20 protein-coding genes are annotated in these 21,255 nt (G+C 48.2%); 9 read left to right on the plus strand and 11 right to left on the minus strand.

What is annotated here, in order from left to right; translation table 11 throughout:
• Positions 1-37 precede the first annotated feature (37 nt).
• Genes MHI12_RS02090 through MHI12_RS02100 form a run of 3 tightly spaced genes read left to right on the plus strand, consistent with a single transcriptional unit; the run spans position 38 to position 3,187 of the window.
• Positions 38-952, plus strand: a complete 915-nt coding sequence (locus MHI12_RS02090) for a carbohydrate ABC transporter permease (protein WP_405171374.1) — start codon at positions 38-40, stop codon at positions 950-952.
• Entirely contained in the window at positions 936-1,790 is an 855-nt protein-coding gene (locus MHI12_RS02095; RefSeq protein ID WP_405171375.1) for a carbohydrate ABC transporter permease, read from the plus strand. The genes MHI12_RS02090 and MHI12_RS02095 overlap by 17 nt, the downstream gene beginning before the upstream one ends.
• A gap of 59 nt (positions 1,791-1,849) precedes the next feature.
• A complete protein-coding gene (locus tag MHI12_RS02100) occupies positions 1,850-3,187 on the plus strand; it encodes an FAD-dependent oxidoreductase (RefSeq protein ID WP_405172918.1) in 1,338 nt (445 codons plus the stop codon).
• Between the two features lie 521 nt (positions 3,188-3,708).
• Here the strand turns inward: MHI12_RS02100 and MHI12_RS02105 are convergent.
• The 4 genes from MHI12_RS02105 to MHI12_RS02120 form a co-directional block, all read right to left on the minus strand.
• Complete coding sequence (locus tag MHI12_RS02105) at positions 3,709-4,359, minus strand: amino acid ABC transporter permease (RefSeq protein ID WP_405171376.1); 651 nt, start codon at positions 4,357-4,359, stop codon at positions 3,709-3,711.
• A gap of 223 nt (positions 4,360-4,582) precedes the next feature.
• A complete protein-coding gene (locus MHI12_RS02110) occupies positions 4,583-5,305 on the minus strand; it encodes an amino acid ABC transporter permease (protein ID WP_036616642.1) in 723 nt (240 codons plus the stop codon).
• Between the two features lie 101 nt (positions 5,306-5,406).
• On the minus strand, positions 5,407-6,240 hold the full coding sequence (locus tag MHI12_RS02115; protein WP_076216505.1) for a transporter substrate-binding domain-containing protein: 834 nt from the start codon (positions 6,238-6,240) through the stop codon (positions 5,407-5,409).
• Between the two features lie 39 nt (positions 6,241-6,279).
• Positions 6,280-7,008, minus strand: coding sequence for an amino acid ABC transporter ATP-binding protein (locus tag MHI12_RS02120; RefSeq protein ID WP_051449904.1), 729 nt, complete (start codon positions 7,006-7,008; stop codon positions 6,280-6,282).
• Between the two features lie 480 nt (positions 7,009-7,488).
• Between MHI12_RS02120 and MHI12_RS02125 the strand changes: the two genes are divergently transcribed.
• Positions 7,489-9,102, plus strand: coding sequence for a glycoside hydrolase family 28 protein (locus tag MHI12_RS02125; RefSeq protein ID WP_405171377.1), 1,614 nt, complete (start codon positions 7,489-7,491; stop codon positions 9,100-9,102).
• A gap of 152 nt (positions 9,103-9,254) precedes the next feature.
• Here the strand turns inward: MHI12_RS02125 and MHI12_RS02130 are convergent, their stop codons facing one another.
• Positions 9,255-10,106 (minus strand): AraC family transcriptional regulator, encoded by an 852-nt coding sequence (locus MHI12_RS02130; protein ID WP_341005877.1) that lies wholly within the window; start codon positions 10,104-10,106, stop codon positions 9,255-9,257.
• A gap of 200 nt (positions 10,107-10,306) precedes the next feature.
• On the opposite strand from MHI12_RS02130, the gene MHI12_RS02135 reads away from it, so the two are divergent.
• The gene (locus MHI12_RS02135; protein ID WP_062837177.1) at positions 10,307-10,768 is read left to right on the plus strand and encodes a cupin domain-containing protein; all 462 of its coding nucleotides are present in this window, start codon (positions 10,307-10,309) and stop codon (positions 10,766-10,768) included.
• A gap of 151 nt (positions 10,769-10,919) precedes the next feature.
• Here the strand turns inward: MHI12_RS02135 and MHI12_RS02140 are convergent, their stop codons facing one another.
• From MHI12_RS02140 to MHI12_RS02150, 3 genes are all read right to left on the minus strand, one after another.
• Entirely contained in the window at positions 10,920-11,771 is an 852-nt protein-coding gene (locus MHI12_RS02140; RefSeq protein ID WP_405171378.1) for a hypothetical protein, read from the minus strand.
• A complete protein-coding gene (locus tag MHI12_RS02145) occupies positions 11,768-12,286 on the minus strand; it encodes a sigma-70 family RNA polymerase sigma factor (protein WP_341005879.1) in 519 nt (172 codons plus the stop codon). The genes MHI12_RS02140 and MHI12_RS02145 overlap by 4 nt, the downstream gene beginning before the upstream one ends.
• 274 nt (positions 12,287-12,560) lie before the next feature.
• Positions 12,561-13,388, minus strand: a complete 828-nt coding sequence (locus tag MHI12_RS02150; RefSeq protein ID WP_405171379.1) for an aldo/keto reductase — start codon at positions 13,386-13,388, stop codon at positions 12,561-12,563.
• A gap of 334 nt (positions 13,389-13,722) precedes the next feature.
• Here MHI12_RS02150 and MHI12_RS02155 point away from each other — a divergent pair, with 334 nt between their 5' ends.
• The 4 genes from MHI12_RS02155 to MHI12_RS02170 all read left to right on the plus strand — a co-directional run bounded on the left by MHI12_RS02155 (position 13,723) and on the right by MHI12_RS02170 (position 17,294).
• The gene (locus tag MHI12_RS02155; protein ID WP_341005880.1) at positions 13,723-14,979 is read left to right on the plus strand and encodes a DUF445 domain-containing protein; all 1,257 of its coding nucleotides are present in this window, start codon (positions 13,723-13,725) and stop codon (positions 14,977-14,979) included.
• A gap of 353 nt (positions 14,980-15,332) precedes the next feature.
• Complete coding sequence (locus tag MHI12_RS02160) at positions 15,333-15,614, plus strand: hypothetical protein (protein WP_091038121.1); 282 nt, start codon at positions 15,333-15,335, stop codon at positions 15,612-15,614.
• 15 nt (positions 15,615-15,629) lie between these two features.
• Positions 15,630-16,970, plus strand: a complete 1,341-nt coding sequence (locus MHI12_RS02165; RefSeq protein WP_405171380.1) for a hypothetical protein — start codon at positions 15,630-15,632, stop codon at positions 16,968-16,970.
• Positions 16,971-17,021: 51 nt separating this feature from the next.
• Positions 17,022-17,294 (plus strand): hypothetical protein, encoded by a 273-nt coding sequence (locus MHI12_RS02170; protein WP_091018402.1) that lies wholly within the window; start codon positions 17,022-17,024, stop codon positions 17,292-17,294.
• 231 nt (positions 17,295-17,525) lie between these two features.
• Here the strand turns inward: MHI12_RS02170 and MHI12_RS02175 are convergent, their stop codons facing one another.
• The 3 genes from MHI12_RS02175 to MHI12_RS02185 all read right to left on the minus strand — a co-directional run bounded on the left by MHI12_RS02175 (position 17,526) and on the right by MHI12_RS02185 (position 21,255).
• Entirely contained in the window at positions 17,526-18,287 is a 762-nt protein-coding gene (locus tag MHI12_RS02175) for a YcnI family protein (RefSeq protein WP_405171381.1), read from the minus strand.
• A gap of 388 nt (positions 18,288-18,675) precedes the next feature.
• Complete coding sequence (locus tag MHI12_RS02180; protein WP_405171382.1) at positions 18,676-20,391, minus strand: copper resistance CopC/CopD family protein; 1,716 nt, start codon at positions 20,389-20,391, stop codon at positions 18,676-18,678.
• Between the two features lie 207 nt (positions 20,392-20,598).
• Positions 20,599-21,255 carry a response regulator gene (locus tag MHI12_RS02185; protein WP_405171383.1) on the minus strand — a complete coding sequence of 219 codons (657 nt, stop codon included), beginning with the start codon at positions 21,253-21,255 and terminating at the stop codon, positions 20,599-20,601.

The raw sequence follows: 21,255 nt of genomic DNA on the forward strand, positions 1-21,255 counted from the left end.
GCTCCGGAGGAAATTGGATTAAAAGGGGGAGGCCTGATTGACCCATTCACGCAAGCGCAAAAGAGGGGGGCCGCTCGCCAGAGAGGCCCAGATCGCAGGTTGGCTGTTTGTATCGCCGATGGTGCTTGGGTTTACCCTGCTGCTGTTATTTCCCATGGGTCTCGCATTATATATGAGCCTGACCGATTGGCCGCTGCTGGGGGATCATCATTTTATTGGATTGGAGAATTACCGGAATATTATGACAGACGCGATGTTCTGGAAAGTGCTTGCCAATACGGTCTATTTCACAGTGGGGCTGGTGCCGCTTAATATTGTGCTCGCCCTGCTGCTCGCGTTGCTGCTATCCAGAAATCTGCGGGGCATCGGAATTTTCCGAACAGCCATCTTTGTTCCGGTCATGACCTCGTTGATCGTATGGGCCATCGTGTGGAAGCTGATGTATGCTACAGAGTCTGGATTGATTAATCAGCTTCTGTTGATGCTGGGCATCAAAGGTCCGGCCTGGCTTTACAATCAGGATCTGGCAATGCCAGCGGTTATCGTGACAAGTGTGCTGAAAAATGTCGGTCTGAATATGGTGCTGTTCATTGCAGCTATTCAGCAGGTACCGCGTTCACTGTACGAAGCAGCAACATTAGACGGGGCGGGCAAGAGGGGAACCTTCTTTCACGTCACGCTGCCCATGATCACGCCAACCGTGTTTTTGACAGTAGTCATGACTGTGATTGGTTCACTCAAAGTATTCGGGCAGATCTATGTGATGACACAGGGCGGGCCGAGCAACAGCACCAAGGTATTGGTTTATTATATCTGGGAAAAAGCATTCAAACTATTTCAGTTTGGCTATGCTTCTGCTCTCGCATATGTGCTGTTCTTTATCGTGCTAATTCTGACGCTGCTGCAATGGCAGCTCCGAAAGAGGTGGGTATTCAATGAAGGCGATGCCTAGTCCTTCGGGTCGGAAGATAGGAAGTACTCTGGGGACGTATTTGTTGCTGACCCTGATTTCCCTCATTATGATTGTGCCATTTATCTGGATGATATCGACATCATTCAAGGAACCCCAGAGCATATTCACCTATCCACCGCAGTGGATACCGGAACCATTCCGATTTCAGAACTACATCGATGTCTTTCAATTGATTCCGTTTCACCGTTTTTATTGGAACAGTATCTACATTTCTGCGTTGGTTGTGCTGGGAACGGTATTCTTTGCATCTCTCGCCGGGTATGCATTTGCCAAAATTCCGTTCAAAGGACGTAATGTGGTATTTCTCATCCTGCTGAGTGCGATGATGATTCCCCATGAGGTGACGGCGATACCGATGTTTCTGTTCATGCGACAACTGGGGTGGATTGATACCCATCTTCCGTTGATTTTACTGCCGATCTTTGGCGCGGGTGGTGTCTTTGGCATCTTTGTGATGCGGCAGTTCTTCATTACGGTGCCAACGGAGCTGGAGGAAGCAGCGATGATGGACGGCTGCAACCGATTCCGGATATATGCGCGAATTATGCTGCCGATTGCCAAGCCGGGTATGGCTACGCTGACGATCTTTACGTTTGTGACGATCTGGAATGAGTTTTTTGATCCGTTGATCTTCATTAACTCGCGTGATCTAATGACGCTGCCGCTTGGATTATCCCTGTTCACAGATGAAGTGGGTACAGCCTGGCAATATCTGATGAGTGCCACCGTCATGGCAACCTTGCCACTGTTAATTGTTTTTTTCTTGGCACAACGGCGCTTCATTGAGGGGGTTGCCATGACAGGGCTGAAAGAGTGAGCAGTGCAACATGTGCAATAGAACGGAGGGAGGGACAACATTTGCGTGAACAGAAGAGTATGAAAAAGGAAGAAGCAGATGTCGTTATTGTGGGAGGGGGCCCTGCGGGTATAGCGGCAGCCATTGCGGCTGGACGGCAGGGTATACGAACAGTGCTGGTGGAGCGATATGGATTCGTGGGCGGGATGTCAACTGCCGCTATGGTCTATCCCTGGATGACTTTCCATACGGAGCGTGGTGAGCAGGTCATTAAAGGCATTGCGCAGGAGATTGTGGATCGTTTGCAGGCACGTGGTGGCTCTCCGGGGCATCTGCGCGATACAGTTGGATTTGTGCATACCGTTACGCCGTACCATCCAGCCATCTTTCAGGTGGTTGCAGCAGAGATGTTGCAGGAGGCTGGTGTCCGGCTGTTATTGCACAGCTTTGTGGACGAGGTGGCCGTTGTAGGTGAACGGGTGGAAGCGGTGCGAGTGACCAACAAGTCTGGAAGAATGGAATTCCAGGCGAATGTATTTGTGGATTCAAGCGGGGATGCGGATCTGGCTTATCTTGCGGGTGCTTCTGTGGCAAAGGGACGAGACGGCGACCATCAGTCACAGCCGATGACCATGAAATTCCGCATGCGTGGTGTGGATCTTGGACGAGTGAAGCAATACATGCTGGAGCACCCGGAGGATTTCTATGTGAAAACTCCCTTTGCTGAACTGGACAGCATTCCGTTAACCGGGGTGAGTGGCTTCTACTCCCAGTGGAAAAAAGCAGGTGTGCCGATTAATCGCGACCAGGTGTTGTTTTTTACCGGACCGGCAGAGGATGAAGTGCTGATTAATTGTACGCGGGTGCAGGGACTTGATGCGACGGATGCCGAGGATCTGACCTCTGCGGAACAGGAAGGCCGGAAGCAGGTGCTGATGATCGCTGAGTTTTTGCAGCGTGATGTGCCTGGATTCGAACGGGCTTCAATCTCGGCAGTAGCGTCGCAGATTGGTATTCGTGAATCGAGACGGATCATTGGACATTACGCTTTGACCAAGGCTGATGTGGTTGCAGGACGAAAGTTCGACGATGTGATCGCTAGAAGCGGTTACCCGATTGATATTCATGACCCTTCGGGTCAAGGCGTTGTGGCTGCCTTTATAGAGGGAGACGGGGCATATGATATTCCGTATCGCTGTCTGATCTCTCGCAATATCCGCAATCTGCTGGCGGCAGGACGCTGCATCTCCACCACACATGAGGCGCATGCAACGACAAGGTTGACTCCAAGCTGTATGGCTACCGGGGAGGCCGCGGGAACAGCGGCTGCACTCACAGTGAAGATGAAGCTGGACCCGGTGGAACTGCCGATCGAGCTGTTACAGGCGGAATTACGTCACAACGGAGCGGCGATCTAGCAGATGAGTTGATTGTGGACGAATTGGGCGAATCGGGTGAATCATTAATAGTGGGAGTGGGTGTTTATTTAATTCGCGGTGGTGTAAATTTTAACGAACCTGAGACGTCTAATACGGGGCTATAAGCTGAAATGGAAAATGTAACGAATCTCAGTGAAGCTATTTTACTCAAAACCCTGTAATAGGGGGTAAAAGTAAGGTGAATCGGAAGAATAGGGCGTCTACGATTCGTTAGATTAGGAATTGTCCCGAAAATGGCTAAATAAGCTTTCCTCAGTTCGTTACAAATTGGTGGGAAGCTCGTGAATTGATGAGCATAACTGTAGCCCCAAAGACTCCAAATCACACTGCTAGGTGGGTTTAGAGTCTTTGGGGCGCTTTCATTCTTTTCATCTATTAGGTTCTTTACTTCATATCTAGTCCCTCGCATCTAATCAATCACGAGGTCTCGGTTCCGTCATGCTCCTTCATGTTTCGTATTATCTCATACCTTATTCTCAGCGCTTCATTCATTCAGTCATTCAATTCATCCGTGCCTCAAGTCGTCTTGCGACAATGGACAGCGCGTAGTTGATGACAAAATACAATACGGCTGCGAGCAGCAGGGCCGGGATAATGTAATCGAAACTTTGACCGCCAAGGATCTGCACGTTGTGCATCAGCTCCGGCAGAGAGATGATGATCGCCAGTGAAGTATCCTTCAGGAGTGAGATGAATTGGCTGACCATCGGCGGGGACATGCGGCGTAGCGCCTGTGGCATGATGATGCCACCAAGGGTCTGCATGTAGCTGAGGCCCGAGGAGCGGGCAGCTTCCACCTGACCGCGCTCAACGGATTTCAGACCGCTACGGACGATCTCGGCAATCATCGCGCCTTCAAACAGACTCAGTCCAACAACTGTGGACCAGAAGACGGACATTTTAATCCCGAGCTGTGGAAGCACCATATGGATGAAGAAAATGATAAGCAGCAGCGGCAGATTCCGGATCGTATCCACGATCACTGCCACGATCTGTGACAGAACAGGGATACGGGTAAACCGGATCGTACCCAGCACAGTGCCGAACACAAAGCTGAATATAATGGATAACCCTGCTACCTGCAGGGTAATCAGGAATCCTTGAAGCAGGAAACGAAGGTTGGGCCACACATAGGCCCCGCTAAAGTCCATATTTTATTAGCCTCCTTCTGTATGCAGGAATGGAATAATGAAGATCAATAGATGGGGCATGGACTGTGTATAAAGCAACTCAAGCACTGTAGCAGTGAATTACAATATGCACTGTGACATGATCACCAATGCCAGTAAAACACAGATGATCCAGTACTCATTTAAACCACTTGGACAAGCCGATATTTCTCCCTAAAAATCTGCGGAGGTACAAGTCGATCAGTTACATGGTGACCTGACCGGCCGGTTTGTTCTTCTTCGGTTTGCCCTTGGTGCTGCGCGCCTCTGCATCGCTCTGACCGAACCTGCGCTCCATATAATGCACCAGGAAGCTGAGTGGTAGCGTCAGCACCAGATAGAACAGCGCAACAATGGTGTACACACTTAGCGGTTGGAACGTATCCGAGTTAACCAGGTCGGCAAAATACATAAGATCCATACCGGCGACAACGGCAAGAATGGATGAGTTTTTGACCAAATTGATGAACTGGTTGCCGATGGATGGCAATACAATCTTGATGGCCTGGGGCAGAATGATCAGGTTCATGGCCTGTACATAGGACAAGCCTGAGGATCTTGCAGCTTCCAGCTGTCCACGCGGCACAGTCTGAATGCCCGCTCTAATCGCTTCGGCAATGAAAGCGGCCGTGTAGATGGTTAGGCCCAGAGTACCGGAGACAAACCCATCCAGCGAAATACCAAGTGCAGGCAGTCCGAGATAGAAGAAAAATACAACCAGCAGCAGCGGAATGTTCCGGATAAATTCCACAAAAGCCGTACCGATCCAGTTCAGCGGTTTCACAGGGGAAATCCGAAAGATAGCCAAGATCGCGCCAAGGATAAAGCTGCCAATGAGAGCCATAATGCTCACTTGAATCGTATTCAGGAATCCTTCCAGAAAACGATCCGAGTGTCGCATTAGTACGCTGAAATCCAATGTGCCCATATAGGCGAAGCCTCCGTTCTCCAGATGTAGAAACGGCGATTACGTCTGCTCATGCTTCGCATCCAGCAGACGAATTCGCCGCTTATCTATCTTAATTCGGGTTACTCGGGCTTCGCGCCCAGCCATTTCTCATGTAATGTGTCATATTCCCCGCTGTCTTTCATGCTTTTGAGCAGCGTGTTGACTTCCTCCACGAAGGCAGTGTCGCCTTTGCGAATGGCCATACCATAAGGTTCGCTTGTGAAATTGCCACCAACCAATTGGAAGCTGTTATCCGTCTGTTGCATACCGATGAGTATGATGTTATCTGTGGTCAGCGCTTCGCCTTTACCTGCTTTGAGAGCAGTGAATGCATCCTGATAGTTATCGAATTCAAGCACCTCAGCATCCGGTGCTTTCTCGCGAATATTCTGAGCGGATGTGGAGCCTTTCACCGCGAGTACTTTCACCCCGCTGAGGCTTTCCAGGCCGGTAATTGCACTGTCGTTTTTCACCAGCAGGGATTGACCTGCCTCGAAATAAACATCACTGAAATCCACCTGTTCCTTACGCTCATCCGTAATTGTCATCGTGGCGATGATGATGTCGATGTCTCCATTTTGCAGCATGGGAATACGTGTCTTGGAAGTGACCTCTTTCAGTTCGACCTTAGTCTCATCTCCAAGGATCTGTTTGGCGAGTGCCTTGGCGATATCAATATCGAATCCTTCAACGTTGCCACTTGCAGGATCTTTCAAGCCAAACAGCTTCGTATCGTATTTCACACCGGCAATGAGCTTGCCGCGTTCCTTAATCCGCTCAATCGTGCCTTTCGCCTCGGCGTCACCTCCACCACCGCTCGCTGAAGGTGTATCTGTACCTGTACTACAACCGGACAATACAAGCGAGAGAATGAGAACAAGCATAAATGATGGCCATTTCAATAATTTCTTCATGAATAAAGACCCCTTTCAAAATGGAATAGTGGATTATTCTCAATGATGAATCAGACGGCTCAGGAATTGCTGTGCTCGTTCTTCTCTGGGGTTGTCAAAAAATTCGGCAGCGTTGGCCTCTTCTACAATTCGGCCTTCGTCCATGAAGATGACCCGGTCCGCAACTTCGCGGGCGAATCCCATCTCATGAGTAACAACGACCATGGTCATGCCATTATGGGCAAGGGAACGCATAACATCGAGGACTTCCCCGATCATCTCGGGATCGAGAGCAGAGGTAGGTTCGTCAAAAAGCATGATTTTGGGCTCCATGGCGAGTCCTCTGGCGATGGCTACCCGTTGTTGCTGTCCACCGGACAACTGGGAGGGGTAACTGTCTGCTTTGTCGGCAATGCCCACCCGGGTCAGATACTTCATTGCTGTTGCGGCTGCCTGTTCTTTGGGTTGTTTGCGCACCTTCATGGGTGCAAGGGTAATGTTATCGATGACTTTTTTGTGAGGATAAAGATTGAAGTGTTGAAATACCATGCCGATGTCACGGCGGAAGAGGTTAATGTCCACCTTTTTCTGATGTAGAGGAATCCCACTGACGACAAGTTCACCTTCGGTAATGGTCTCCAAGCGGTTAATACAGCGGAGTAACGTGCTTTTGCCGGAGCCGGAAGGTCCGATAATGACGACGACTTCTCCTTCTTCAATGTGAAGATGGATATCCTTGAGGACATGAAAATGACCGAAATGTTTCTGGACACCCCTAAATTCAATCAAGAGTACACCCCATCCTTTCTGCAACGTCTGTGTGTAAAAGGAATAATAAGGAATAAATTGAAACTAGTTATTTAATCATACATAGTCATCCTGCTTATGGCAATTGGTTTGTGATAAAACATGACATAAGTAATGGGTTCCCTAGGGCTATAGCCAGAAAATGTGTTATATATCTGTCATGTTATTAAACTCCTTGTGACGAATCCTGACAGAAAAATGAATCTATTCTCCTAGTTGCTTTCCAACCTTTGGAATAGTTGTATAGAGTATACTGAAAGTGATGTTTGATTTATGACTCTGATTAACAAAACAAATAGCATCAAGTTCCACGTGTACATGGCAAGAAAGCTCAACCCTACACGTCATGCCATTGATATGATGGAGCGAGAGAGCGTCCGTTTGAACGTAAGTAAGGAAAGTAAAAGCGATGTATTGATCCCATAACAATTCCATTACATGTAGAGAGGATGATTCTGCACGATGAATACATATCACTCCCCAATGTCGACAGGAGCAAGTGCCCAGTCCGATGTTCGAGCTTATGAAGCTAATTTGCCCGTCATTCCTGCTCAGGATTTTCAGCTTACAGACTATGGAGCTGTTGGAGACGGCGTAACAGATAATACGGAGATGTTCCGACTTGCCATCGCTTCATGTGCTGAAGCAGGAGGTGGGAGAATCGTAATTCCTGCCGGGGTATGGCTCACAGGCCCGATTGTAATGCGTAGCCGTATCGAGCTACATGTGGAAGCAGGGGCACTGGTTACGTTTAGCCGAGATTTTGATCAATACCCATTAATTGCATCAAGCTTCGAAGGTTGGCAAGTGGTACGTTGCCAATCCCCGATCGATGGTGATCAACTGGAGGATATTGCGATTACTGGTGAGGGGATATGGGATGGGGGCGGGGAGGCATGGCGTCCGGTGAAACGCTCCAAAATGACCACTTCACAATGGAACCAATTGGTCGCTTCCGGTGGTGTTGTAGAGCAATCCGGCGGAGATGAAGAAATCTGGTGGCCTACCACAGCTGCACTTGAGGGTGGCACCATCGCGAATCGATTGCATCAGGAGCAGGTGCGTGATGTCGCTGCCTATGAAGAAGTCAGAGACTTTTTACGTCCCAACATGGTCAGTTTACGGAGATGCAAACGGGTACTGCTGGACGGTCCAACGTTTCAGAACTCGCCTGCATGGAATCTGCACCCCTGGGCATCTGAGCATGTCACCATTCGTAACGTGAGTGTGCGGAATCCGTGGTTTTCTCAGAATGGAGATGGGCTGGACGTTGAATCCTGCCGTCATGTGGTGGTCGAGAAGAGTGTATTCGATGTCGGTGATGATGCGATCTGTCTGAAATCAGGCAAGGATGCCGAAGGCCGTGAACTGGGTCTTCCATCGGAGTACATCACCATTCGGGATTGCACGGTGTATCACGGTCATGGCGGGTTTGTCATTGGCAGTGAAATGTCCGGTGGTGTGCGGCATGTGCGTGTGTCGGATTGTACGTTTATCGGCACGGACATTGGACTTCGCTTCAAAAGCGCACGTGGGCGCGGCGGAGTGGTTGAGGATATTCAGATTGAGCGCATATATATGAAAGATATCATTATGGAAGCGATCTCGTTTTCCTTTTTCTATGCAAATCAGGAAGGGTCTGCCCGGGGCAGTGATCTGTCTCAGGAGATTAGCGAAGAGACGCCAGTGTTCCGGGATATTCGAATATCGGATGTGGTCTGTGCCGGTGCCGACACTGCGTTGCTTGTGAGTGGATTGCCGGAACTGCCTTTGGATGGGGTGATCATCCAGCGTTACAACGTGCAAGCTCGCAGTGGTATCCAATGTGCTCATGCAAAACATCTGCATATCGCTGAATTGCAGGCGCAGATCACTGAAGGTCCGCTGGTTCATTTGCACCAGTGCAAAGGGGCAGAAATAGAGAGCATTCAGGGCAAAGGCGCAGATGGCCGACTTCTGATGGTGACCGGACACGAGTCCGCAGGCATTGTATGTCGTGAAGTCGATGCCGACACAGACGGTCGTCAGATCTCTGTGGGTCCTGAGGTACGAAGTGGTGTGATCATTCGCAGATAAAAAGTATGTAGTAGGGTTTATACAAGTTGGTCCAATTCAGCCGTAGTGGTGCAGCCATAGATCCAGTAATCGTGATGCCTTTTGATATAAGGAGTACGTAATCTCTGGAGCGAGGCCACCCACTCGGCTTTTATATGAAGTTATCTGATGATCTACCGGTGTTCCTTGCGATAGCGCAGCGGTGTTGTACCGGTAACCTGTTTGAATGTTTTGTTAAAATGAGCCGTATGCTCAAATCCTACCTTCTCAGCGATCATCTGGACACGCTCTTGTGTGGTCAGCAATCTTCGTTGTGCCTCCCGGACACGAACAACACGCAAATATTCGCTAAAGCGAAAACCGGTAAACCGGCTGAACATTCGGCTCAGATAGGATGGACTGATATAAAAACGATTTGCTGCACCCTCCAGCGTAAGTGGTTCGGTATAGTTTTTATTCACATAAGTGACAATTTCACTGATTTTGTCCTGCATCGGATGCAAGGGACCGGGGCATGACTGCCGGATGTTCTCCTCTACCCGATGAATACGGATCAAAAGTTGGGCAAGGAGACTTCTTACGGCGATCTCATAGTGAGGGCGTCGCTCTTTGCATTCTTGCAGCATCTGCCACAATATACGCTCCATCTCGGGCTGTTCCGCTTCAGGCAGGCGAAGGAGTCTTGAACAATTAAAAGGCAGCAGACCACATATGCCAAGTTCCATCCCCGTTGCAAAAGCAGGCGAAAAACCGATTAATATCCGTTCGAAGCCGGGAATACTTCCTTTGGAAGTGGTATGTACATCGTGTGGATTAATCAGAATAAAATCACCCTTGCGGGCGGACAGTATCTGACCATTCATGGAATACACTCGTTCACCTTCAAGTAAGTAATACAGTTCGTAGAATGGATGAGCGTGAGGTTGTGGCATACCATTTCCATCATGTCTGCGCATATGTTCAATGGTAAATGAATGTTCACCGATTCGATATTTGGGTCCAATCCGATCCTCTATGAGACTCATGGTACAGCTCCCCTCTGCTTCACGGATTAACAACGATATCCATATCATAACGGAACATCCATCTTTTTGTAAACGCTATCATTGGAAAATGTGTGCTGTCAAGGTGACAAAACTTGAATGATGTTTTAGAGTAGGGAGAGAGAGGCGAAACTCTGGTTAAGGAGTGTCTCCAATTTGATTTGGAAGGAAGGAAACAGGTTATGACGACACATGAATTATCGCCATTGGTTGCTGCGCTCAATATGCAACCTCACGTTGAAGGCGGTTGGTATAAGGAAGAATGGAAGGCATCTTATCAGATTCCACAGTCCGTTCTGCCGGATACATACTCCGGCCCACGATTCTCGGCAAGTTCCACGTATTTCCTGCTACACGCACATGAAATCTCCGAGTGGCACACGGTTCTGTCCGATGAACTTTGGCTGTGGCACAGCGGCAGTCCGGTTGAACTGAAGCTGGGCGGCAACGGGGAGAATCCTGAGAACGAGGAAGTTCTTGTTCTGGGGATGGATATTGCTGCGGGGCAATCACCACAGGTGCTCGTTCCTGCCGGCGTATGGCAAACCGCGCGTCCACTGGGCGATGAGCCTGTACTGGTAACTTGCGTAGTAGCGCCAGGTTTCCACTTTGATGATTTCAAGCTGGTATCCAAAGGCGAATAGGTTTTGATATGTGAAAATCCCGATCGGAGATGCTCAGGGCATCCGAATCGGGATTTTTTTGGATTGAGCGTATTAAGTATGCTAAGGTTTGTACCCAGTTCAGGGATAGATCATTCCCTTTTGAATAAGCATCACTTTTGGCAATAACTGATCACTTCGGGTTCTCGTTACTTATCCAGCTGTCCACATAAAACTCCTCATGATAATCCGGTTGCTGAGCGAGTTCTTTGAGCTTCTGTTCAGCTTCTTCAGCGGTAGGATATTCTCCAATAACTGCTGTAAACTCACCAGTGGACGTTTTGAGGAAAGAGATGTCCTCATCCGGATAGGATTCTTTAATTATACCCATCGATTCTCCAAAAGGCATTGATTCTGTACGGAGAGAGTATACCTTCCGAGGTGTGACCGGTTTACCGTCAAAAGTCAGTTTCACTTCCAGGTATCCAGGGTTCTTGAACTCCGTTACGGCATACTGTACCCCTTCTTTTAAAACAACTACGAATCCGACGGAAGAGTCGTCTAAAATCATGGAACCATAAACATCTTTCACTAAAGGCTGGGTCATGAAGTCGGCTTTGACTTTCTCTATATCCATGTAACGTGCACCGCTAAACGTGAAGAGGATACGATTCGGTGCTTCTTTGTGTACCACATTATAATGGGGTGCATCATTAGTCTGATCTTGCTCGTCGGTGCTAAAATTGATTTTTAGCGTATTTTCGGTTGCTTCCGATCCCACAGTTACTCCATCGGTAATCTTGCCGCCATCGCCGAATTGAAGTACCTGAACAATCGTTCCGACCACAGGTATTTTGACCATGGCGTTTGCGACAGTAGGAATGTTGACTATGAACAGAAAAGCGGCACATGCTGCCAGAATGGAAGCGTAGCGAATGATACGGGAGGAGCTTTTGCGAGCGGCAGCCTTTTGCTGGGCTTGACGAATAACATCTGTAAGTTGAGCTGGAATTTCAATGTTTTCGTAACGTTCTTTACCTGTCATAGATCTCCAACCTCTCCTTCGATTAAATCCATTTTTAATTTGTTGATAATCCGGTAGAATTTTGACTTAACGGTATTCTCCGACAGGGAGAGCACTTCAGCGATCTCCCGGAAACGCATATTACCAAAGAACTTTAATATAATATAGGCTCTATCTTCGGGCACGAGTCGATCCAGTGCATCATACAGATCCATTTTCTCTTCCGCGGATGCCCCTCGCTCTGGAGCCACAAACTCCTGCGCATGATCCTCCATATAGGTCACTCGCTGGTTGCGTCGAATATGATCTATCGCTGTGTTAATCACAATTCGTGACATCCAGGAATCAAAATAAGTCATGGACTCCATCTTTCCATAAGCGATGTACCCTTTATAGACCGCTTCGGATACGATATCCAGCGCTTCTTGTTCATTTTTAACATAGCAGTATGCCAGTCGATATAATTTATTTTGAATCTCTGTTATTTTTTCGCTGAACTGTTCTTCTTTTGTCTTTCTATGGTTCAGTCTAATCACTCCTGATCCCCCCTGATAAACCTAAATATTCAAGTCACCGCGCGTTCCAGGCCTGGATTCTATATAAGTGCTTGAGTTCGCTTGACACTCGTTAGACTGATGAGGAGACAAAATAGTTCTAAACGTTCAAAAAACTTTTTTTCTTTCGGCCCTGAACAGGATAACGAGCCTCGCCTCCATTCTTATCAACGAATAGTTTGCCTATAACATCACATATCAAAACACCCGCTCTTCCAAGATCGAAGGCGGGTGTAATCGAATTAATCTGCTTATATTAGAAGTTAAAGTTGTCTGGATCAGAACCAAAGCGTTTGTTCTCGTTCAGACCGTTAATCTGCTCTACTTCTTCCGAAGTTAACTCAAAATCGTAGAGATCGGCATTCGCGCGAATACGCTCAGGCGTGACGGATTTCGGTATGGTCACGATGCCGTTCTGCAGATCCCAGCGCAGAATCACTTGTGCCGGGGACTTGCTGTATTTGGCTGCGATGTCCTTCAGCAACGGATGATCCATCAGATGACCTTGTCCGAGCGGAGACCAGGCTTCGATCTGAATCTGATGTTTGTTGCAGTACTCACGAAGCTCTGACTGAATCAATAGTGGGTGAAGCTCCACCTGATTAACTGCTGGTTTGATCGTGGCATCGATCATCAAGTCTTCCAGATGGTGAATCTGGAAGTTGCTCACACCGATCGCCCGGATGCGTCCTTCTTTATGGAGTTTCTCCAGCGCTCTCCATGTATCTTTGTACTTGCCCTTAACCGGCCAGTGGATAAGATAGAGATCCAGATACTCCAGTTCGAGTCGTTCCATGCTGGCTTCAAAAGCAGCTAGCGTGGATTCATATCCCTGATCGCTATTCCATACTTTAGTGGTAATGAACAGATCCTCACGAGCTACTCCAGATTCACGAATACCTTGAGCAACACCTGTTTCGTTGTTATACGCTTTGGCTGTGTCGATGCTACGATAACCAGCTTGAATGGCTGTTTTGACAGCATGAACGACTTCGTCTCCGTCTTTAACTTTGAATACCCCTAAACCCAGCCATGGCATTTTGACTCCGTTATAGAGCGTGGTTGTGTCCTGCACGTGTTTCATGGTCCGAAATTCCTCCTCTTATTGATTCATTGTTCCACTATGTAATTACCCTGCTGTTCAGTAGCCAATCGATATCGAAGGGCCGTCTTGAATGATTATACTAAAATCTTCCTGGTCTTGGAAAAGGGAGCGATCCATTTTACGAAGTAAACACCGCTATTATCCTTTTTCTTCAACCAGAGGTTTGGTTTTGACGCTTGTGGGTGATAAGATGAAGTATACGAAATATGGAAGTCAAGACTTTGTAATTGGAGAGTTTTACATAAGAACAGACGAAGTGCGGAATCGGGTACAGGCCGGGCCGTACGATTAACGATAAAGGAGCAAGAATACAATGGCTAAACCTAAACAAACCAAAAAAGCAGCTGCCTGGTCTCTCGTAGTAATGGGAGCGGGATTTGCTGCATCCTTGCCGTTCCAGGGCGTTCCTGTGGGCAAGTTGCTGGTAGGATCATTTGAAGCGGGACTCGTGGGTGGACTTGCCGACTGGTTCGCAGTTACCGCACTATTCCGTCACCCGCTGGGTATTCCAATTCCGCATACAGCTTTGTTGCCAAAAAATCGGGATAAAATGACGGAAGGTCTGGTCTCCGCGGTAGAGAATAACTTGCTCAACAAAGACAGCATTACCGAGAAAATTGCAGATTTCAAAGCAGCAGAGACGGTGCTCGATACGTTGACACGTGAGCTTCACAGTGACGGGATCAAGATCATGATTGATACACTCTGCAAACGAATTCTGGCGGGTCTGCCGTTAGAGCAGATTGCCCCGCTCGTGGCACGTGAGATCAAGTCACAGGCGGGCGCCTTTGATCTGGGTCCGATTCTGGAACGGGCTGCCCACCAGATGACAGAGCGGGGCTACGATGCCAAAGCGCTGGACTACGGACTGAAGCAAGCCGAGGAGTGGCTGGTTAAGCCCGAGACAATCATGTTTTTAGGTGAAAGCGGCATGAAAGCCATCAGCGGCATTCAGATGAACGGATTGATGCAGTTTGCGATGAATGCGTTCTTGGGTTATATGAACGAGGAGCGTCTGGGTGGCATTTTACAAGGATATCTCTTCGATCGGGTAGAGGATATGAAACGTGAAGGTAGCGCTCTAAGGTACAAGGTGCTTGATATGGTACGTACCCAGACGGTGCGTTTGGCGATGAGCGAGGCTATGCAAGATGGAATCAACAGCTGGAAGAACAATATGCTTGAGGGCTGGAACGCAGAGGAAACGGTGCTGAACAAACTCATCGAACTGAGAGACAAGGCGCTCGCTGCGATGGAAGATGGACAGTATGTAGATACATATGCACTGCCAGCCATTGAGCGAGTATTGGTTGATCTGCGGGCAGATGACGAGTTGATGACAGGCATGAATGCCAAGATCGTAAATGGCGTCACAACACTGCTGGAGAAAAACCATTCCAAAATCGGTAAACTGGTACGCGAAAATGTGGACAAAATGGACAATGCCACTTTGGTTTCGATGATTGAGGATAAGGTTGGACAGGATCTGCAATGGATTCGGATCAACGGAGCTGTTACCGGATTTGTTATCGGGATTGCGCTGACTGCGCTGCAGATGGCATTGGCATAACAGTAAATCATGTAAAAGTAGGGCCGCTCTTTCGAGGAGCAGGCTCTTTTTGTCGTGGATGGGGAAATTATCATGTTCTTGATACAAGAATTAGGAAAGTGGGTAATGTACACCAAAGTGTCCTACTTGAATCATATAGGAAGAAAGTTACATGAAAACGATCCTGTTAGCCGATATGGCTCATGTTGATTTTGTACTATGATGCAGGTAACAGATGAATAGGGTGTACTTCACATATAGTGAATGCCTCGATTCTACCAAGAGGGGGGATTCGTATTAAACGTGCAGGATGGTTGAAGGGTTTATTCACACTAATGATAGTGTTTACTATATTTCTGGGAGGTTGTCAGAACATGAATGCAAGTGAGAAGGAAGCTTTATACCAAGAAGCTGAAGCAACCGTAATTCAGCACTTCAAGCAGAAGTTTGAACTGGATGTTGTGATTACAAGCAAAGAGTTGTTGCCGGAAATGGCAGTGTCCCAGATTGGGCTGAAAGGGCATGTGAAAGATCATGAAGATCAGAGCTTTGGCATTTCGTACGACTACAAAAAGAAGGTAACCAAGAACCTGGTCATTAGCCCTGAGATTGAGAAAGTGATGATGGCCAAGGGACACGATCCATACGCCAAATAAAGGGAGGTGTAGTTATTGAGTAACGGGTCCAATATTGATGATGAAACGTATAAAACGATGTCTGATCTAGCCTACCAGGATCAAAAGGCTGGAGACAAATTAACGGAACTTCCCGGATGGGAGGTCCTTGAGGGGACGGAAAGCAACAAATTTTCCGGTTTTGATGCTGTAACATTTTATAATCCCGAGACCAAGGAAGCTGTCATTGCTTATCGTGGAACAGAAGGAAGTGCGTCCTTGGATCGCTCTGTACCTGACTTTGTCATGGATGGCCGCATTGGGGGCGGAGAATTGATTCGTAAGGGTCAGCAGGAAGCCGGGAATTTTGTTAATAATCTTACGCCGGATTGGCTCGACAAAGGGGTCGAAGGCGTCAAGGACTTCACGGGCATATCCAAAGTGGAGGATTGGGCTGGTGACAGGGTAAGAGACGTGGAGAACTGGACGGGTGATCGCGTAAAGGATATTGAAAAAACCGTTTCCCCTACAGGCTGGGCCAATCAGATGTATCAATCCGAAGACTACGCAAATCACATGCAGAACAAGCATAAGGATCTGAATTTCTCGATGACCGGACATTCCTTGGGCGGGGGAAATGCACAATATGCATCTGCTTATACCGGAATTCCAGCCGTGACGTTCAGTGCACCATCGGTAATGGGTAATTTGACACCAGAAATGCGGCGCCGGGCTGAAGCGGGTGCATTTGACGGGCAGGTTGTGAACTATGCCAATCCCAGTGATCTGGTAGCCAGCGGAACATTGGGAGGATATGACCGGCATGTAGGATCGACCTTCTACATTAATTCCAATTATGAGGATGCAAATGATGGAGTGGGCATTATCGATAAGGCCAAGAACTCATTTGGCGGGGAAAACTATCACAGTCTGGATCAATATGATTTCAAAAATGGTTACATATCCAATGACCTGTACGATCCGATTACTGGAGAGAGAATCCGCTATTCACCACGCCTTATGGATCACATGGGACCGTTCGGCAAGAACTTCGGTCCGTTACGTTCCAAGTCTGGCGGAGGTGGAGGTATGGCTTCGGCTGCTGCGGCTTCAGGTCTGATTCAGGTAACGCCGGAAGAACTGAAAAGTGTCGCTTCACGGTGGAAGCAAAATGCACAACAGTGCAATGCGGAGCTGAATCAGGTGCGAACCCGCATGGCCCAGTATCTGCATACGAGCCGTAGTCGCAGGCTGGAGCCAATTGTCACCCAACTGGACGCGTCGATTCAAGAACTTAGCACATGGCATATGAAACATACCAGCCAGTTCCTGAACTTTATTGATGAGAAAGCAGATGCCTTCCGGCGGGCGGACGAGAGTCCGGTTCATTTTAATTAGGAACCAGGTTGGTTAATGTCGCTATCACGTACATGGGGGAGGGGAACGCAAGTGGGTGGACAATTGCTGGTGGAATTGAATGATCTTCGAATTGCGGAAAAAGAACTGACACAGCTGCTTGCCCGTCTGCAAGCCGATGAACAGGAAGCGAGGGCGTTATACAGTCGCCTGAACGATTGGAAAGGGCAGTCTGCTGATTATACACGGCAGCAGATTGAAGAGTTTTTTGCGGGCCTGTCCAAACGTATTCAATCCATCGAAATGCAGAAGAAAAGCTTGTTGCAATATATTGAGATTATGATCCAGACGGATCAGGAACGCTAGCTAAAGAGTGGTTTGGCTGATGCCATATTGCGGATGGTAATCAGCGTGGATATCAGTGTGAATGTGGAGCGGCATGATTAGTGCTTTAACCACGTATTGTAAAGAACATGGGTAGCCAATCAAGATGATGATAGCTAAAAAGCCTATGGCACATCGGGTTTGATCCCGTATGCCATAGGCTTTTTGTTATCTGAATTTTTCTCAGGTTTTCGTAAAACTGTAAGTTAGTTCTTAACGGTTTTTGCGACGTGTAGCCAACGCAATCCCCAAGAAGGACAGGATCAGGGCCAGAATGGATACGATCAATGTTGCTTGTTGAAGTTTCAGCGTACCCGGGTCTGTATCCGTGTTGTTTGGCTCACCTGTAACGGTGTCATTGAGTGCATCGCCCAGCGTGGTGTCATCATTTGCTTTGCTATCGTCGGTAGCTGCATTATCACCAGTGGCTCCTTCTGTACCTGCACTATCATGTCCTCCACCTGCCGCAGCATTATCAGCAGCAGCCGGATCTTCGCTAATCGTCGTGATACTGTGCGGGTTGGCGTCACTTGGTTGGCCTGTCCATTCTACGATGCTGCCATCGCTGTAATATTGGAAGGCATCCCAAGCTACTTCAGCTTCAGCCGTAGGGTTCTGTGCAACGAAGTTGAACTGCTGGAATTGTCCTGCCAGAATGCCTTCGTTATCGCCATCAACTTCCCATGTGATCGATGTGACTTCATTGGAATCGTTCTTCTCTGTAGTGATTTTCCAGCCTGCCAGTGGTTGGTATTGCTTGAATGCAACACCTTCCGGAACTTTCATGGTGATTTTGGTTGTAGGCAGTTCTTTCTCGGATGGAATCTTAATCGTGTACGTCTGCCATGCACTTGTCTGTGCAACGGATGGGCTAACGGTAACGTGAGCACTCGCGAATCCGGCGAATAACATGAATGCTGCGGTACCTGTTGCGATAGTGGATGTTAGTTTGGAAATCCATGATGTTTTCTTCAAAATAAATAACCCCTCTCAGATCTTATCATATATGATGCGGCCCATTTTCTTAAATGAGTGTCTACGTTCTGCAAAGGCACCGTTCGGTTACGAATGGTTCTTTCGAGTGATTAAAAGCAGGTTACACTTGCTACTTCGATGACAGAATAACCCTCCGATCGCTGTTATCCCCAGATTTTATGATTCCCTTTTCTTAAAGGGTAAAATCCGGGGATAAAGGCGAACGCTTCGCTTCTTCACGCTATTTCTGTCCTCTCCGTTCTCGTGTAGACTCAGAAAGCTTTTAGCTTCGCTTCTCCAGAATCAATTTCATTCCCTTCACTACATTTGCAGTTTGTAGAAACACTAATTTTAGATTGGGTCACTTTTCAATATAAACGTTGTGTAACTATGGCTTGGCGGTGTCGATCTCAAATTCGGCATCCAGTGCATCCAACGTTTTGGTCAGAAGATGTACCTTGATATTCCAACGTCCAGGCATGGAGATGTAATCTTCAGCCTTGTACACACCGGTGTCGTTTTTCGGAATGGTAATCTCATAGATCCCCATATCCATGTCCAGATGTGTGAGTGACAGTGTGATCTGTTCCAGATCGTTAACGATACTTCCATCTGCTCGTTTCACATCAACTTCGAATTGGTTCTCTCCCGTTACATTGGGACTCACCTGAAGTGTGATCGCCGAGCCGTCTTCTGTAGTCTTTGTCTCCTGATACGGTCCGACCGCAGCGGGTTGTCCTGGGGACAGGTGGGTCAGTACGGCAGCCAGAGCGAGAATGACAGCACCGGTAGCAAGTTCGGCTTTCAGGCTGCCGGATAATCTGCTTCCCGTTGCTGCTTTTGCCAATCTGGCATGACGCCACGCGAAGACAAGCATCACAATAAGCAGGACGATCTTGCCGATCAGGACAAGGCCATAGGCTGTAGTGAACAAGGAAGTCAGCAGAGGTGCTGGTAGAATAATCAGACTGCTGTATATTCCTGTAGCAACCAGAGCGGCTACGGCGCCAATTCCCCAGGCGGTAAACCTGCGAATAGCAACCCAGTAGACTTCTCCTCGCACCTTCGATGGCAGCTTATCCGCCAGTGGAGGCAGACATACCGCCATGGCGGTTAGTGCGCCAATCCAGAAAGCGGCACCGATCAGATGTATGAAATCCATGGCAATCGCGAGCGCACGTTGATCCGCCGCAGCCGGATGTCCCGTCATGGCATGCGTGAACAGCCATCCAAGCACAAGCACGAGTGACCCGTAAGAAGACCAGATGCGAGCACGGATGGATCGATCGCGATCATATCCGGAGAGAATCGTGACGGCCAGCAGCATTACAATGAGTATCTGTAACATCCAGATCTGACCAAAGGATGTCAGCTTGAGCGCACTTCCGATCAGTCCCCAGCTTAGTTCGTTCAGAGCCACACCAGATTCATATAACGTATTCAGTGGCAGGCTGACCAGAGCGGCAAAGGAAGCAGCAGCGTAGCTGATCCATAACAATCTGTAGCTACCCGGAACGTCCATAGGTTCTCTTGTCATGGATGTCGGTGCGATTCGCAGCAGCAAGAATGCAAGTGTCCCCAGAATGACAGACAATCCGAGATACTGAATCCAGTCTGTCAGGGATACAATCCATTTCAGCGGCCCACCTGTTGAACCGGAACCGGATGTAAGATCACTCAGTCCGGCAGGAGAACCGGATGGTTCACCGATATGGAAAACATATGCTCCTTGAATCGGGTGTCCATCGGCAGATACAGCTTTCCAATTAACGGCATAAGTCCCGTTCCCGAGTCCAGTCTGCAGGCCAGTCTCCAGAATATGAGGGCGATCCACATCGATCTGTACATTTCCATCGTCTGCCTGATTGCCGTCAGGTCCGGTAATTTTGATATCATAAAAGGCCGTCTGCAAGGATTCGTTGAACTCCATTGTCAACCGCTCCGGAGCAGCTACGAGGATCTCATTTTCTCCTGGCGAAGCCTTAACAATATAAGCATGGGCAGATGCCCACTGTGGCATAACAAGGCAGCACACAAGCAACAGGCTGGTGACCAATGCCCAGTGCCGTTTGCCCCATTTCAGGGTAAAGCGTGTAAAAATCAAAAAATCATCACCCTCAGGTTATAGATTTGTAGTCATTCGTGGCCTTTAAACACAATCTAACCCATTATAACTTTGTCCAAAATGACTGCGTATGACTACATTGGGCTATAAAAAAACGATTTGGTCTACATAATTGTGACAAAAGCATGAATGCTATGTCATTTCTCACCTATGTCTGACGCACCTGTGAATCCGAAGCAACAATGTTTATTTGCGAAGTTTACGTCCTGCAAGCCCGCTCTCTAGCGCGTAGCGGGTGAGTTGTACCCGGTTTTCAAGCTGCAGCTTCTGCAAAATGTTCTTCAGATGATTCTTCACCGTCTGGTCTGAAATACCGAGCTGATAAGCGATCTCCCGATTGGTATATCCCGCGGATACCCATTGCAGAATCTCAAGCTCCCGCGCTGTTAGCGGGTTATCTTGCACATCTTCACTGCGTGGTGCGGGAAACTCCTGCAAAATCCGGTAGGCCAGTTCCTTACTGAGTGGTGCATCGTCACTGACGATGGCGCGCAGGTACTCCAGCCAGGTGGAAGGCGTTAGATTTTTGAGCAAATAACCTTGAGCGCCTTGTTTCAATGCTTCGAACAGAAAGGTCACATCATCCGAGACCGTGACCATAACAACAATAACATAAGGGAATCGCAGCTTGATCTGACGGGTAGCTTCCAGCCCATCCATGCCCGGCATCTGCACGTCCATCAGGATCAGGTCAGGCATCCACTGTCCGGTGAGCTCCAGCGCTTCCTGTCCATTCGAAGCTGTACCAATTACTTCAAACAGGCTGTCCTCGGATAAAATGCTACAGATCGCTTCACGCGCATGCGCATGATCATCAACAACCAAAACACGTACATGTTCCAT

The organism is Paenibacillus sp. FSL H8-0280 (assembly GCF_045040665.1).
GTDB lineage: Bacteria > Bacillota > Bacilli > Paenibacillales > Paenibacillaceae > Paenibacillus > Paenibacillus xylanexedens_A.

Excerpts from the sequence above, each read along its gene's own strand:
- MHI12_RS02150 (WP_405171379.1), bottom strand. The coding sequence starts at position 13,388 with ATGAAACACGTGCAGGACACAACCACGCTCTATAACGGAGTCAAAATG.
- MHI12_RS02140 (WP_405171378.1), bottom strand. The coding sequence starts at position 11,771 with ATGACAGGTAAAGAACGTTACGAAAACATTGAAATTCCAGCTCAACTT.
- MHI12_RS02185 (WP_405171383.1), bottom strand. The coding sequence starts at position 21,255 with ATGGAACATGTACGTGTTTTGGTTGTTGATGATCATGCGCATGCGCGT.
- MHI12_RS02110 (WP_036616642.1), bottom strand. The coding sequence starts at position 5,305 with ATGGGCACATTGGATTTCAGCGTACTAATGCGACACTCGGATCGTTTT.
- MHI12_RS02160 (WP_091038121.1), top strand. The coding sequence starts at position 15,333 with ATGAATGCAAGTGAGAAGGAAGCTTTATACCAAGAAGCTGAAGCAACC.
- MHI12_RS02125 (WP_405171377.1), top strand. The coding sequence starts at position 7,489 with ATGAATACATATCACTCCCCAATGTCGACAGGAGCAAGTGCCCAGTCC.
- MHI12_RS02115 (WP_076216505.1), bottom strand. The coding sequence starts at position 6,240 with ATGAAGAAATTATTGAAATGGCCATCATTTATGCTTGTTCTCATTCTC.
- MHI12_RS02155 (WP_341005880.1), top strand. The coding sequence starts at position 13,723 with ATGGCTAAACCTAAACAAACCAAAAAAGCAGCTGCCTGGTCTCTCGTA.
- MHI12_RS02100 (WP_405172918.1), top strand. The coding sequence starts at position 1,850 with ATGAAAAAGGAAGAAGCAGATGTCGTTATTGTGGGAGGGGGCCCTGCG.
- MHI12_RS02130 (WP_341005877.1), bottom strand. The coding sequence starts at position 10,106 with ATGAGTCTCATAGAGGATCGGATTGGACCCAAATATCGAATCGGTGAA.
- MHI12_RS02105 (WP_405171376.1), bottom strand. The coding sequence starts at position 4,359 with ATGGACTTTAGCGGGGCCTATGTGTGGCCCAACCTTCGTTTCCTGCTT.
- MHI12_RS02095 (WP_405171375.1), top strand. The coding sequence starts at position 936 with ATGAAGGCGATGCCTAGTCCTTCGGGTCGGAAGATAGGAAGTACTCTG.
- MHI12_RS02135 (WP_062837177.1), top strand. The coding sequence starts at position 10,307 with ATGACGACACATGAATTATCGCCATTGGTTGCTGCGCTCAATATGCAA.